Origin of the sequence: Streptomyces lunalinharesii, from assembly GCF_039532155.1 — a bacterium.
Taxonomy (GTDB): domain Bacteria; phylum Actinomycetota; class Actinomycetes; order Streptomycetales; family Streptomycetaceae; genus Streptomyces; species Streptomyces lunalinharesii.
On the sequence record NZ_BAAARK010000032.1, the window covers coordinates 28,056 to 41,413 of the forward strand.

Genomic DNA, 13,358 nt, shown 5'->3' on the forward strand with positions numbered 1-13,358 from the left:
CGCGGTGGGACGTCGTGGCGTCCGGGCGGCGGTCTCACAGGCCGGGCAGCGTGCTGGCCGCCATCGCCAGCGCGAGGACGGTGACGAGGGCGGCGAAGGAGGTGCTGAGGGTCTGCGGGCGCAGGTGGCCGGCGAGGCGGTTGCCGAGGTGGCTGCCGACCGCGGCGCAGGCCGCGAGGGTGGCCAGCAGCGGCCAGTCCAAGGACCCGGTCCCGGCCCGGGTCGCCAGCGCCACACCGGAGTTGACCAGGATCACCAGCAGCGAGGTGCCGACGGCGACCGGCATCTCCAGCCCGAGGACGAGGGTGAGGGCCGGCACCACGACGAAGCCGCCGCCCACCCCGAAGAAGCCGGTGAGCAGCCCCACCGCTGAGGCGGTCAGGACGGTGCGCAGCGGACGGGTGCGAGGGGCGGCCGGGACCTCGGGCCGGTGCCCGTACTCCGCGGGGCGCGCCGGCTCCTGCGCGCGCCGCCCCTCCCGTAAGCGCGTCGGCCACCCTCGGGGCGTCGACCGCGGCGCCGGCTCCTTGGGGGGCGCCGGCTCCGGTGCCCCGTCCCCCGCGGTGGCCCGTACGCTCCGCCGTCTCCCGCGCAGCACCATTCCCGCCGCCACCACCAGCATCAGCACCGAGAACGCGGCCATCAGGACGCCGGGGTCCAGGGCCGCGCTCCAACGGGAGCCGGCGTAGCTGCCGGCCGTCCCCAGGGCACCGAACGTCGCGCCGGCGGCCCAGCGGACCCGGCCGGCCCGGGCGTGGCAGAGCAGCCCGCTGACCGCGCCGACCGCGACCACCACCAGGGCGCCCGCGGTCGCCGCGTGCGGCGACTGGCCCATCAGATAGACCAGCGCCGGCACCGCCAGCACCGAACCGCCACCACCGAGCGCGCCGAGCAACAGGCCGATCAGCAGCCCGCAGGGCAGCGCCGTCGCGGCTATGAGGACGGACACGGCGGCCCGTCAGACGGACGGCGCCGCGGCGCGCGGGGCGAGGGCGACCGCCCGACTGGCGTCGGACCACTCGGCGACGAACGCGAAGCGGTCGCCGCGGACCACCGTCTCGCGCCACTCCACCACCCGCTCGCCGGCCCGGCCGATGCGTTCGATGGCGAACGCCGCCTCCCGGTCGGCCAGCCCGAGCAGCCACGCCTGCCGCACGTCCGGCAGGAACGGGGCGATCCGCTCGCGTCCGCCGGTCACCTTCACCCCGCAGCGCCGGGACAGTTCGCCGTAGAGCGAGGTGTGTCCGAAGTCGGCGCCCAGCAGCGGCTCGGCGAGGTCGGCCGGGAGGTACGCGGTGTCGTGGGCCAGCGGTTCGCCGTCCGCCAGGCGCAACCGCTCCAGGACGACCAGCGGCGCGTCCGGGATCAGTCCCAGGTGGCCGGCGACCGTCGCGTCCGCGGTCCGCTCCAGCCGCAGCACCTCGCTGTGCTGGTCCACGCCCTGGGCCTCCAGGTCGCGGAAGAGGCTGTAGAGGGAGCCGAGCGGCTGTTGGATGCGGCGGGCGTCGAGGCGGCTGGCGCGGCCGCGTTCGGCGATCACCAGGCCGTCGGCGCGCAGTTTGCGCAGCGCCTCCCGGACGGTGTGGCGGCTGACCTCGTACTCGCCCGTCAGCCGGTGCTCGGCCGGGAACTCCGCGGTGAACGCGCCGGCTTCCATCCGGCGGCGCAGGTCGTCCAGCAGCTGCGCCCACAGGGGCAGCGGGGAACCGCGGTCCAACGGGCGCGGCCCGTGCGCGTCGCCGTCGCGGTCGGCGTCGTGCCGGGGCATCCGGCCGTACGCGCCCGTCGGTTCGGGCTGGGGCGGCGTCATGGCGGTCCTCTCGTCCGTGGTCCGGCCCGCGGGGAGGGGTCCGGCTTGTCCCCCCGCCAACCGGATACTTAATGTACGTACATCCGTGCATCCGCACAACAGAGCGACATGCACGGTGCATTCAGCCGTCCACGCTCCCAGCCCGAGCGAGCCGAACCGCGCACGGGCGCCGCGCACCCCTGGAGGCCCGACCGTGCACTTCGCGCAGTACTACCTCGACTGCCTGTCCCAGGCGTCGTACCTGATCGGTGATCAGAACACCGGACGCGCCGTCCTCGTCGACCCCCGCCGGGACGTCGACGAGTACCTGGCCGACGCCGAAGCGGCCGGCCTGCGCATCGAACTCGTCATCGAGACGCACATCCACGCCGACTTCCTCTCCGGACACCTGGAGGTGGCCCGGGCGACCGGCGCCGAGATCGCCTTCGGCGCCGCCGCCGAAACCGGCTTCCCCATCCGGCGGTTACGGGACGGCGAACGCATCTGCCTGGGCGCCGCACCCCGTAAGCCGTCCGACCCGGAACCGGGGGCGGACCAGGGGGCGGACCAGGGCGCGGACCAGGGCACGGAATCCGGCGTCACCCTCACCGTCCTCGCCACCCCCGGGCACACCCTGGAATCCCTCTGCCTGGTCGTCCGCGAGAACCCCGACGACGCGACCCCGTTCGGCGTCCTGACCGGCGACACCCTCTTCGTCGGCGACGTCGGCCGCCCCGATCTGCTCTCCGCCGCCGGCCACACCCCGCAGGACATGGCCGCGCGCCTGCACCGCTCCCTGCACACCAAACTGCTCACCCTCCCGGACGCGACCCGGATCTTCCCCGCCCACGGCGCCGGCTCGGCCTGCGGCCGCAGCATCTCCACCGAGACCAGCTCCACCATCGGCGACCAGCGCCGCCTCAACTACGCACTCCAACCCATGACGCAGGACGCCTTCGTCCGACTCGTCACCGCCGAACAACCCACCGCACCCGGCTACTTCGCCCACGACGCGGCCCTCAACCGCGACGGCCACCCCCTGCGGGACCCCGCGCCACCGGCCCCGCTCACCCTGGTCGAGGCGCTCACCGCCCGCGACGAGCAGGGCGCCGCACTCCTCGACTGCCGCCCGGCCGCCGACTACGCCCGCGCCCACCTGGCCGGCTCGCTGCACGTCGGCCTCGACACCCGGTTCGCGGAGTACGCCGGCAGCGTGGTGGCCCCCGGCACCCCGATCGTGCTGCTCGCCGCCCCCGGGACGGAGCACGAGGCGCGCCTGCGGCTCGCCCGCATCGGCTACGACCGGGTCCTCGGCCACCTGCCGGACCCGGCCGGCGTACTGGCGGGCGCCCCGGAACGCACCCGCCGCAGCACCCGCCTACGCCTGGCCGACCTGCTCGAACGACTGCCCCTGGACCCGGCGGACGGCATCCAGTTGATCGACGTCCGCAACCCGGCCGAGTACGCGGCGGGCGCCCTGCCCGGCGCCCGCAACATCCCGCTGGCCGCCCTGCTGGACCGGCTCGACGAGCTGGACCCGGCCCGCCCGGTCGTCCTCTACTGCCGCAGCGGCAACCGTTCGGTGATCGCCGCGGCACTCCTGGAGGCGCACGGCTTCGACGACGTCAGCGACGTCTCGGGCGGCTGCCCGGTGCCCCTCCCCGCCTGACCCGTGGGGGAGGGCCCCGGCCCTCCCCCACACCCACGGCCACGCCTCATCCCCGCCGCCGTCCGCGGCCCGCAACGCGGCGCCCAGGCGCCACCGTCACGGCCGCCACCGCCGCCGCCAGCACCGCCCCCGCCAGGCACCCCACCGCCGACAGCGCCAGGGAGGGCAGCACGCCGCCGGTGGCCCCCGCCCCCGTAAGGGCCAACCCCAGCCCCGCCGTCACCGTCAGAACGGACTTCGTGACGCCCGAAGCCTCCCCGGCGCGTTCCCGACGGACCACCGCCTGGGTCCCCGTGAGGGCCAGCCCGCCCGCCACCCCCAACGCCACGGCGGCGCCCGTCGACGCCACCACCAGGACCGACGTGCCGGTCGCGGCCCCGGCCACCCACAGCGCGCCCCCGGCGCAGGCCAGGCACGAGGCCATCACCGACACGGCCGCCCCGGGCCGCACCCGCCCGGCCACCGGCCCCCCGACGGCCAACGCCACGGCCGGCGCCAAGAACGCCACCCCCGCACCCGACGCGCCCCACCCGCGCCCCTGTTGGAGCGTCAACGGCAGGACGTACAGCAGCGCCACCGTCGCCGCGTTGGCGACGGCCCCGGCCGCGGTCAGCGTCACGTAGGGCAGGTTCCGGAAGAGTGCGAGGTCCACCAGCGGTGCGGGGGACCGCCGTTCGGCCCGGACGAACAGCGCGCCCAGCAGCACCGCGCCCGCCGCCCACCCCCATTCGCCGACGTGCTCCAGCCACCGCGCCAGGCACACCAGGGCACCGGTCGCGGTCCACGCGCCCGCCACGTCCAAGGGCGACTGCGCCGCGGACGCGTCCCGGGACTCGTCCGCCCTGCGGGCCAACCACGCCGTGACCGCGGCGAACGGCACCGTAAGCCAGAACACGGCCCGCCAGGACGCCGATTGGGCCAGGACGCCCCCGAGGAACGGGCCGCAGACGGTGGCCGCCCCGGCCAGGCCCAGCGCCCGCCCGGTCGCCCGCCGCCCGTGCCCCGGCGGCGCGGCGTTGGTGAGCAACGCCAGCCCCGCCGGCATGATCAACGCGCCGCCGACGCCCTGCGCCACCCGCGCCGCCACCAGGAACGGCAGCGTCGGAGCCATCGCGCACAGTGCAGCGCTCACACCGAAGAGCACTGCTCCGAACGTCAGCATCCGCCGTCGCCCGTAGAGGTCGGCCAACCGCCCGGCCGCCGGCATCAGCGCGCCGGCGGCGAGCAGGTAGCCGCTGACCACCCACGGCACCGCGGCCGGCGAACCGTGCAGATCGGCCCGGACGACGGGCAGCGCCGGATTGAGCGCGAAGGAGTCCAACTGCACGCAGAACGCCCCGACGGCCAACGCCGCCTGCGCCCAACGACCCCGGGGACAAGGACCGTTCACAGGAGGTACGAACACGGCGCCGACGACCCGCCTCTCAACACACCGAACGAAGAACCACAGAAGGAAGGAGAAGAGGAAGACAAGAGAGGAGAAGAGAGAGGGGTGAAGGGCACCGGACCGGGGCAGATAGAGGCGGGAACGCGCCGCGCCACCACACGGGGTGCGAGAAGGGGCCCGGCGTCGCCCCGTAGAGTCGGTACGGTCGGTCCCCAGAGGGGCCGTACAGCGGACGTTCAGCGATCGTTGATCGCTGGTCCCCATGCTGATGCGCATGTTGCGCCGTGTGATCTCAGAGCATGCAGATGACGCCCGAGAAGTGCAAGAGCCGGATGCGTCGCAGGTCGCCCTCACCTGGAGCGGGGAGCCGGGCCGTCTGGAGGAGCTGACGCACGGCATGCTCCTGGAACAGGCCGACCGCGCGGCCGCCGCACTCGCCCGCTACGGGGTGCGCGCCGGCGACCGGGTCGCGGTCCACCTGCCGCTGGTCCCCGAATCGGTGATCGCCACGCTCGCCTGCGGTCGCCTGGAGGCGATACGCACCACGCTGCCGGTCTCGCTCACCGTCCCGGAACTGGCCGCGCGCATACGGGAGACGGGGATCCGGGTGCTGATCACGGCCGACGCGGCGTTCTGGGACGGCGCCACCCGGCCGGTGAAGCCGATCCTGGACCACGCACTGGCGCGCACCGCCACCGCGGGCAGCCCGCAGCACACCGTCCTGGTGGTGAACCGCTGCTCCCGCCCGGTCTCCTGGAAGCCCGGCCGCGACAAGTGGTGGCACGAGGCCCTCGCCACCGACTGACCCACCGACTGACCCACGCGCTACAGGCCGCGGTCCCCACCGCGGCCTGCGTCACGCTGCCGACCGCCCCGACACCCCGCCCACGAACGCCCGCCCCGCCCAGCACACGGTGATCACCCAGCCCCCTCAGAGGCCGCCCACACCACGGCAAGGCATCCCGGCCCCGGCTCCCTCGGACAGCTCGTTCCGGCCGCCGGGACCTGGGTACTCCTCCGGCTCCGCGTCTTCGTCCGGCCCCGGGCACTCACCCAGAATCGGGCGCGCGCCCGGACTTGGGCACTCATCCGGACTCGGGCGTCCGCCCCGCCCCCCGCCGACGCAACGGCCCCCACACCGACGTAATAACGGCACCGCGGGCATGGACCTCCCAGGCACCGCCACCCACGGAACGCCACCCACGGAACGCCACCCAGGGAACGACGCCCCGCGCCCCCACACCCCGATGCGCCACCCAGCGGGCCGGGCCCCGGAAGCGCTCCTAGCGTGGGCCTTCCCGACCCCGTACGGAAGCCGGGTAGCGATGCCGAAGCGTGAAGCCCGGGGCCATCACCCCCACCCCCGCCCCCACCCCGTCCCCCTCTCCCTCCCCGGTTCTGCGCGTGGGCGGGCGCTCGGGCGGCGGTGCGCCGAGCACGGACCGCCCACGCGCCCGCAGGACGCGCACCGGCCCCACCCGATACCCACCCACGAGAACGGCAGCCGGAGCACCTAGGCCCGGCCCTCGCCCTGCCCGCCCGCCGGCCGTCGCCGAACCGGCCCACGCCGAACCAGCCACCGGCTCACCGGAAACCGCAGAACCGGACCGCGCTCAACCGAACACCGGTTGACCAGACGCCGCCCCTCCGGCTCGCCGCCCCTCTGCCCCTCCCCTCCCCGCCCCTCCCCGCTGTGCCCCTCCGCCCCTCCCGCCGCCCCCGTCGACCGGCGTCATGAACGACCCGGTGCGCCGGGCAAGCGTGGTGTCCGCCCGTACCCTGGAGGGGTGAGCACCACGTCCCAGCCCCACGCCGAGCCCGAGCCGATCGCCCGGGGCGGCCGGGGCACCCGAACCGGCGATCCGAGCCCGACGCCCGACGCCGTAGCCCCGGCCGAGGCTCCGGCTCCGGCCGCGACCGAAGGGCCCGCAGCCCAGGCCGAGGCCCCCGCGGCGCCGGCCGGCGGCGAGCCCGCGGTCACCGCGCGGCCGGCGCCGAGGAGCGCCGCCGCCCTGATCTTCGACGACCCGTTGAGCCAGCAGTCCTCGGACGACACCGATCGCGGCTGGGGCGAGCGCGCCACCGGCACGGACAGTGCCGCCGACCTCGCCCGCTTCCTCGACGAAAAGCCGCCCCACCACCTCTGAGCGAGGCGACGGGGCGGCTTCGGCCGTCCGTAGCGCTCGCTACTGCTGCGTCTTCTGCGTGACGATCGCCGCCGCCGCCGCGGCCGTCGCCGGAACGGCCGAGGTGCCGTTGCGCTGGGCGATCAGGGCGTCGCGGATCTCGGTGAGCAGCTCGATCTCGGTCGGGGCCGCGGTACCGTCGTCGGCCGGCTTCTTGGCGTCTTGGCGGGCCTTCCACTTGTTCATCGGCAGGATCATGAGGAAGTAGACGACGCCCGCGGTGATCAGGAAGGTCAGTGCCGCGCTGAGCACCGAGCCCCACAGGACGTAGATGCCGTCCACGTACAGGCCGGTCTTCTTGTCCACCGTGCACGTGCTGAGGCAGGTCTGGTAGTTGTCGAGGTTCTGCGAGCCGAAGGCACCGACGATCGGGTTGATGACGCCCTTGACCACCGCGTTGACGATGCTCGTGAACGCCGCACCGACGACGACCGCCACCGCGAGTTCGATGACGTTGCCGCGCATCAGGAAGTCCTTGAATCCCTGAAGGACGCTCTTGTTCTCGCTCACCTGACAGCCTCTTTCCACGCTTGCTTTGGACGGTGCACCGACAATCAGCACCGCAACTTACGGCAGGGCGGGGCGGAGGTGTCCAATCGCGCAACCCGAACCGGCGATCGACCAGAGCGTCAGTGCGGATTTCCGTACTGGTACGACGGATCCCGGGGGTCGGGCCGTGCCGAGGGCGACTCGTACGGGGCGGCCGGGCGGCCGGGCGGGAACCGGGAGCCGTCGGTCGGCGGCGGATCCGGCCGCTCGACAGGGCCCGTGCGGCGGCGATTGGTGCGGCGGTGCCGATAGCGGCTTCGGTATCGGTGGTGCGGGCGCGCCAGGAGGTGCGGCGCGCGGCAGGTGCCCCGCCACTCGGAGAAGTCTGGCGTGCCCGATCGGCGGACGCCACTCGATCTTGGCCCTGGTCCGCCATGGTCATCGCCCCCCTGAGGTCGCCGCGGCGGGGCAGCCGGTGGGAGCGGAAGCGGTGCGCGCCGGGTCCTGCGACAGGCCGGTGGCCAGTGCTGCGGCGGTCGTTGCCAGGGCGAGGGTGAGCAGTCGCCGCCGTGCCGCCCCGTGCCATCGGATGGGGCCGAGCCCGCCCACGCGGACGGGAGTGAAGTGCGGCACTTCACATTGCAGGGGAGTGGGCAAGGCCGGGGGCGACGGGATCGCCGGGACCTTCGGGGGCGCCGAGGCCCGCACAGCCGTCACAGCCGTCGCCGTCGTCACAGCCGTCCCGGTCGTCGCCGTCGTCAGAGGGGTCAGCAGGGGGCCGGGCGCCCAGGGCGCCCGGGGCGTCGGAGGGAAGGTCGCGGAAAGGTGGAGGTGAGGCATGGTCGTCACCGCCTGGGGTGCGGAAGCGGGACCGGCGTTCGGACCCGCACTCACCACCGTGCCGCACGACGCGACGGCCCGCTCCGGCCTGTGGACGAACCCGCGGTTGTGGACAACTCCGTCACCCGGTAGGGGTGTTCGAGCCGTCGCCGTCCCGGCCGGTGCTGCTCCCGTGCTTACGGCAGCTCGATGCCCAGGTCCCAGCCCTGGTGCGCGTCGGCGCACCGGCACCCGCGTTCTTCGTTGGAGGGCAGCGCGCCGACGGTGTCGAAGAGGACCTCGCGGAGCCGGCTGATGTTCTCGCCGAAGACCTTCAGGACCTCCTCGTGGGAGACGCCCTCGCCGGTCTCGGTGCCCGCGTCCAGGTCGGTGACCAGCGTCAACGAGGTGTAGCAGAGGCTCAGCTCGCGGGCCAGGACGGCTTCGGGGTGGCCGGTCATGCCGACCACCGACCAGCCCTGCGCGGCGTGCCAGCGCGACTCGGCGCGGGTGGAGAAGCGCGGGCCCTCGATCACCACGAGGGTGCCGCCGTCGATCGGCTCCCAGTCCCGGCCGCTGGCGGCGCCCAGGGCGGCGACGCGGCCGGTGGGGCAGTACGGGTCCGCGAAGGTGAGGTGGACGACGTTGGGCACGCTGCCGTCCGGAAGCGGTTCGCCGTCGAAGTAGGTCTGGACGCGGGACTTGGTGCGGTCCACGAGTTGATCGGGGACCAGCAGCGTGCCCGGGCCGTACTCGGGGCGCAGGCCGCCGACCGCGCTCGGGCCGAGGACCTGCCGCACGCCGAGGGAGCGCAGGGCCCAGAGGTTGGCGCGGTAGTTGATGCGGTGCGGCGCGAGGTGGTGGCCGCGGCCGTGCCGGGGCAGGAACGCGACCGAGCGGCCGGCGATCTCGCCGACGAACAGGGAGTCGCTGGGAGGCCCGTAGGGCGTGTCCACAGTGACCTCGGTCACGTCGTCCAGGAAGGAGTAGAAGCCCGACCCGCCGATAACGCCAATCTCCGCCTCAGCCATGCGGTCACACTATCGGGGCGTGCTGGCGGTCCGCTGGCGGGCTGTCGGATCCGCCGGAGCCCGAGGGGCCGCGCCGCTTGGCTCCGGGCCAACGGGCTCGGTTCGCGGGCCCGGGCCGGAACGCGGACGGGCCCCGCCGTCCCTGGTGGGGGAGGCGGGGCCCGAAAGTCCGGTTGCCGGTGTCGTCGCGCGCCGGGCTGCTGCCGCGGGTCAGGCGGCCGAGCCGGAACTCGCCGGGGTCGACGACTTCGACGCGCCGTCGGAGGACGAGGACGAGGACGACGAGGTGGCGGGCGTCGACGTCGAGGGGGTGGAGCTGCTCGACGACGAGCCGTTCGACGGCGTCGAGGAGTTGCCGGCCGGGCTGCTGCTGGACGACGAGCCGCGGCTGTCGTTGCGGTAGAAGCCGGAGCCCTTGAAGACGATGCCGACCGCCGAGAACACCTTCTTGAGGCGTCCGTTGCAGCTGGGGCACTCGGTGAGCGCGTCGTCGGTGAACTTCTGCACGGCCTCAAGGCCCTCGCCGCACGCGGTGCACTGGTACTGGTAGGTCGGCACTTGACTTCCTCCTGGCACTCTCACTCATTGAGTGCTAACGACGCTCCATCTTGCAGTATTCCCGCGCGCCAGTCCACCGTGAACGTCGCACGGTGACCGACTCCACGCCCGTGCGCGGACCCGCCGGGGCGTTCGCTCAGGCGTGGCTCAGCTCGCGTTCGCGCTCGTCGGTGGGGGTGTCGGCGACCTCCGCCGACCCGGTGACGACCTTGGACGTGTGGGGCATCAGATGGGCCCGCAGGCTCAGCAGGACCACCAGGGCCAGCGCGGTGCCGGCCAGCGGCACCAGGAAGCCGGAGCTCGGGCCGAAGCGGTCCGCCAGCTGGCCGGCGGAGGTGGCCGCGGCCGCCTGGCCGAGGGCGACCGCACCGGTCAGCCAGGTGAACGCCTCGGTCCGGGCGGCGGCCGGGACCAGCGACTCGACGAGGGTGTAGCCGGTGATCAGCGCGGGGGCGATGCACAGGCCGACGACCAGGCCGACGGCGCCCAGCAGCGGCAGCGCGGTCACCGCCCACAGCGGGGTGGTGGCCAGGGCCAGCAGCCCGTAGGCGACGAGCAGGCGGCGGCGGGGGCCGATCTTCCAGGCGATGGCGCCGCAGGCGATGCCGGCGAGCATGTTGCCGCCCGCGAAGACCCCGTAGAGCACGCCGTTGAGGCCGGGCTGGCCGATGCTCTCGGTCAGCGCGGTCAGCGAGACCTGCATGCCGCCGAAGACCGAACCGATGCCGAGGAACGCCACGATCAGGACGCGCACGCCGGGGATGGACAGGGCCGAGACGCGGAGGTGGGCGTCGGACCGGTCCCGGTGGACGGGCGGCTGGGTGCGCCGCTGGGAGGCGAACAGCAGACCGCCGGCCAGCGACAGCACGGCCTCGGCGATCAGGCCGGCGGCCGGGTGGATGCCGGTGCACAGGGCGGTGGCCAGGACCGGGCCGACGACGAAGGTGAACTCGTCGGTCACCGACTCGAAGGCGGCGGCGGTGGGCATCAGCGGGCTGCCACCGAGCTTCGCCGCCCAGCGGGCCCGCACCATCGGGCCGACCTGCGGCGTCGAGGCGCCCGTGGGGACGGCCACGGCGAGCAGTGCCCACAACGGGGCGTGCGCGAGGGCCAGGACGATCAGCGCCGAGACGCCGGCGACGTGGACCAGGACGCCGGGAACGAGCACGGCGCGTTGGCCGAAGCGGTCGGCGAGCTTGCCGCCCTGCGGGGCGAACAGCGCCATCGAGACGCCGGTGGCGGCGGAGACCGCGCCGGCGGTGCCGTAGGAGCCGGTGGTGGACTGGACCAGCAGGACGATGCCGATGGTCAGCATGGCGAACGGCTGCCGGGCCAGGAAGCCGGGCAACAGGAAGGTCCACGCACTGGGCGTGCGCAGCAGTTGTCCGTAACCGGGACGGGGGTCCTTGACCGCGGATGCCACGGCCGGGCCTTTCTGCCGCCTGGTAGCGCTGCCCCGAGAGGTCGTCCCGGTTACGCGCCGAGAGCTGTCCTCTCGCGCAGGACCGAGTGATACCGCATGGTCCGCACCGAAAGGGGTGGCTGCGTGTGGCAGGGGACCGCGGCCGCCGAGCGGTCGCGCCAGCTCTGCGTCAGGCAGAGTTGGTTCGTGATCCGTACAAATTTCCTTCTCGATTGTACAGGCAAAAGGCAAAGAAGCCCTGGGATTAACCAGGGCTTCCCGCAGATTTCCTTGCTATCGGTGGAGAGATAGCGCACATACGGCGCCCGGTCGGGCAAGCGGGGCGGGCCCGCTGCCCGTCGGGTCAACCGACCCCGCGCCGCCGGCCGCGCTCCGCCGCTCCCTCCTGGGGGCGCCGCTGCGCACCGGTCCCCAGCCAGCCGGCCAGCTTGCCGCCCTGGGACACCGCCTGGAGCCGCCGCTCGGCCGCGTCCCGCACCGGGTCGGTGGCGACCACCAGCAGTTCGTCGCCGCGGCGCAGCACCGTGGTGGGGGACGGCACGAAGCTGGTGCCGTCCCGCACGACGAGGGTGACCGCGGCGCCCGCCGGCATCCGCAGCTCGCCGACCTCCACGCCGTGCATCAGGGAGGTGGGGCCTATCGACGTGGACAGCAGGTGGCCGCGCAGCCGCTCCAGCGGCGCCGACTCGATGCCCAGGTCGGCGGCCTCCTCGCCCTCGCCCAGCTGGAGCCGGCGGGCCAGCCACGGCAGCGTCGGGCCCTGGATGAGGGTGTAGACCACGACCAGCACGAAGACGATGTTGAAGACCGTCTCGCTGCCGGGGACGTCGCTCACCATCGGGATGGTGGCCAGCACGATGGGCACCGCGCCGCGCAGCCCGGCCCAGGACAGCAGGGTCTTCTCCTGCCACGGCACCCGGAAGGGCAGTAGTGAGGTGAAGACCGACAGGGGGCGGGCGACCAGCGTGAGGATCATGCCGATGAGCAGCGCCGGCACGATGTCGTCGAGCAGGTTGTGCGGGGTGACCAGCAGGCCGAGCAGGACGAACATGCCGATCTGGCCGATCCAGCCGAGTCCCTCGGCGAAGCCGCGGGTGGCCGGGGCGTGCGGGAGTTTGGCGTTGCCGAGGATGACCGCGGCCAGGTAGACGGCGAGGAAGCCGGAGCCGTGCGCCAGCGCGCCGGCCGCGTACGCGGAGACCGCGATGGCCATCACCGCGATCGGGTAGAGGCCGGAGGCCGGTAGCGCCACATGCCGCATCCCGTACGCGCCCAGCCAGCCGATGGCCAGGCCGACGGCGGCGCCGATCGCCAGTTCCAGCGCTATCTCGCCGAGCAGCAGGTACCAGTGTTCGGCCGGGCCGGCGGTGGAGAAGGCCACGACGAGGATGACCACCGGGGCGTCGTTGAAGCCGGATTCGGCCTCCAGGATGCCGGTCAGCCGGGACGGCAGCGGCACGCTGCGCAGCACGGAGAAGACCGCCGCGGCGTCCGTGGACGACACCACCGCGCCGATCAGCAGTGCTTGGCGCCATTCGAGGCCGGCGAGGTAGTGCGCGCCGGCAGCGGTGACCCCCACGCTCACCGCGACGCCGAACGTGGACAGCACAGCGGCCCGTGGGAGGGCCGGTTTGATCTCCTTCCACTTGGTGCCCAGGCCGCCTTCGGCGAGGATCACCACCAGTGCGGCGTAGCCGAGGAGTTGGGTCAGTTCGGCGTTGTCGAAGATGACGCCGCCGACGCCGTCCTGCCCTATCGCGATGCCTATCCCCAAGTAGATGAGCAGGCTGGGGAGCCCGCTGCGCGAGGAGAGTCGTACTGCGGCCACCGCGATGAGCAGTACGAGTGAGCAGATCAGCAGGAGTTCGTTGAGGTGTTCGACAGTCAGGAGCTGATCCTTCCACGCGCCTTGGTCGGGATGGGCTGGTTGTCCTTACCGTATCTAGTTACTGACCCTAACAATTTACCATTGCTTGAAAGTTTAATGTGCTCGGCGGTGACTCCGCG

11 protein-coding genes are annotated in these 13,358 nt (G+C 73.7%); 3 read left to right on the top strand and 8 right to left on the bottom strand.

Features of this window, described 5'->3' with window-relative positions; all coding sequences use genetic code 11:
* Window positions 1–34 precede the first annotated feature (34 nt).
* Both ABD385_RS32425 and ABD385_RS32430 read right to left on the bottom strand, forming a co-directional pair.
* Entirely contained in the window at window positions 35–949 is a 915-nt protein-coding gene (locus ABD385_RS32425; RefSeq protein WP_344582730.1) for a sulfite exporter TauE/SafE family protein, read from the bottom strand.
* 9 nt (window positions 950–958) lie between these two features.
* The gene (locus tag ABD385_RS32430; protein WP_344582731.1) at window positions 959–1,810 is read right to left on the bottom strand and encodes a GntR family transcriptional regulator; all 852 of its coding nucleotides are present in this window, start codon (window positions 1,808–1,810) and stop codon (window positions 959–961) included.
* 193 nt (window positions 1,811–2,003) lie between these two features.
* On the opposite strand from ABD385_RS32430, the gene ABD385_RS32435 reads away from it, so the two are divergent.
* Entirely contained in the window at window positions 2,004–3,458 is a 1,455-nt protein-coding gene (locus ABD385_RS32435; protein ID WP_344582732.1) for a rhodanese-like domain-containing protein, read from the top strand.
* Window positions 3,459–3,504: 46 nt separating this feature from the next.
* Here the strand turns inward: ABD385_RS32435 and ABD385_RS32440 are convergent, their stop codons facing one another.
* Window positions 3,505–4,785 carry an MFS transporter gene (locus ABD385_RS32440; protein WP_425585528.1) on the bottom strand — a complete coding sequence of 427 codons (1,281 nt, stop codon included), beginning with the start codon at window positions 4,783–4,785 and terminating at the stop codon, window positions 3,505–3,507.
* Window positions 4,786–5,164: 379 nt separating this feature from the next.
* Between ABD385_RS32440 and ABD385_RS32445 the strand changes: the two genes are divergently transcribed.
* Both ABD385_RS32445 and ABD385_RS32450 read left to right on the top strand, forming a co-directional pair.
* Window positions 5,165–5,650 carry an AMP-binding protein gene (locus ABD385_RS32445; protein ID WP_344582734.1) on the top strand — a complete coding sequence of 162 codons (486 nt, stop codon included), beginning with the start codon at window positions 5,165–5,167 and terminating at the stop codon, window positions 5,648–5,650.
* Window positions 5,651–6,632: 982 nt separating this feature from the next.
* On the top strand, window positions 6,633–6,992 hold the full coding sequence (locus ABD385_RS32450; protein WP_344582804.1) for a hypothetical protein: 360 nt from the start codon (window positions 6,633–6,635) through the stop codon (window positions 6,990–6,992).
* Window positions 6,993–7,031: 39 nt separating this feature from the next.
* On the opposite strand, the gene mscL is transcribed toward ABD385_RS32450, so the two are convergent.
* The 5 genes from mscL to ABD385_RS32475 all read right to left on the bottom strand — a co-directional run bounded on the left by mscL (window position 7,032) and on the right by ABD385_RS32475 (window position 13,239).
* On the bottom strand, window positions 7,032–7,541 hold the full coding sequence (mscL, locus tag ABD385_RS32455; protein WP_344582735.1) for a large conductance mechanosensitive channel protein MscL: 510 nt from the start codon (window positions 7,539–7,541) through the stop codon (window positions 7,032–7,034).
* A 995-nt stretch (window positions 7,542–8,536) separates the two neighbouring features.
* The gene (locus ABD385_RS32460; RefSeq protein ID WP_344582736.1) at window positions 8,537–9,370 is read right to left on the bottom strand and encodes an S-methyl-5'-thioadenosine phosphorylase; all 834 of its coding nucleotides are present in this window, start codon (window positions 9,368–9,370) and stop codon (window positions 8,537–8,539) included.
* Window positions 9,371–9,580: 210 nt separating this feature from the next.
* Window positions 9,581–9,928 (bottom strand): FmdB family zinc ribbon protein, encoded by a 348-nt coding sequence (locus ABD385_RS32465; protein WP_344582738.1) that lies wholly within the window; start codon window positions 9,926–9,928, stop codon window positions 9,581–9,583.
* A gap of 136 nt (window positions 9,929–10,064) precedes the next feature.
* Window positions 10,065–11,351 (bottom strand): MFS transporter, encoded by a 1,287-nt coding sequence (locus ABD385_RS32470; RefSeq protein ID WP_344582739.1) that lies wholly within the window; start codon window positions 11,349–11,351, stop codon window positions 10,065–10,067.
* A gap of 343 nt (window positions 11,352–11,694) precedes the next feature.
* Complete coding sequence (locus ABD385_RS32475; protein WP_344582798.1) at window positions 11,695–13,239, bottom strand: potassium/proton antiporter; 1,545 nt, start codon at window positions 13,237–13,239, stop codon at window positions 11,695–11,697.
* Between the last annotated feature and the right edge of the window lie 119 nt (window positions 13,240–13,358).

Coding starts and splice junctions, on each gene's coding strand:
- ABD385_RS32460 (WP_344582736.1), bottom strand. CDS start 9,370: ATGGCTGAGGCGGAGATTGGCGTTATCGGCGGGTCGGGCTTCTACTCC.
- ABD385_RS32430 (WP_344582731.1), bottom strand. CDS start 1,810: ATGACGCCGCCCCAGCCCGAACCGACGGGCGCGTACGGCCGGATGCCC.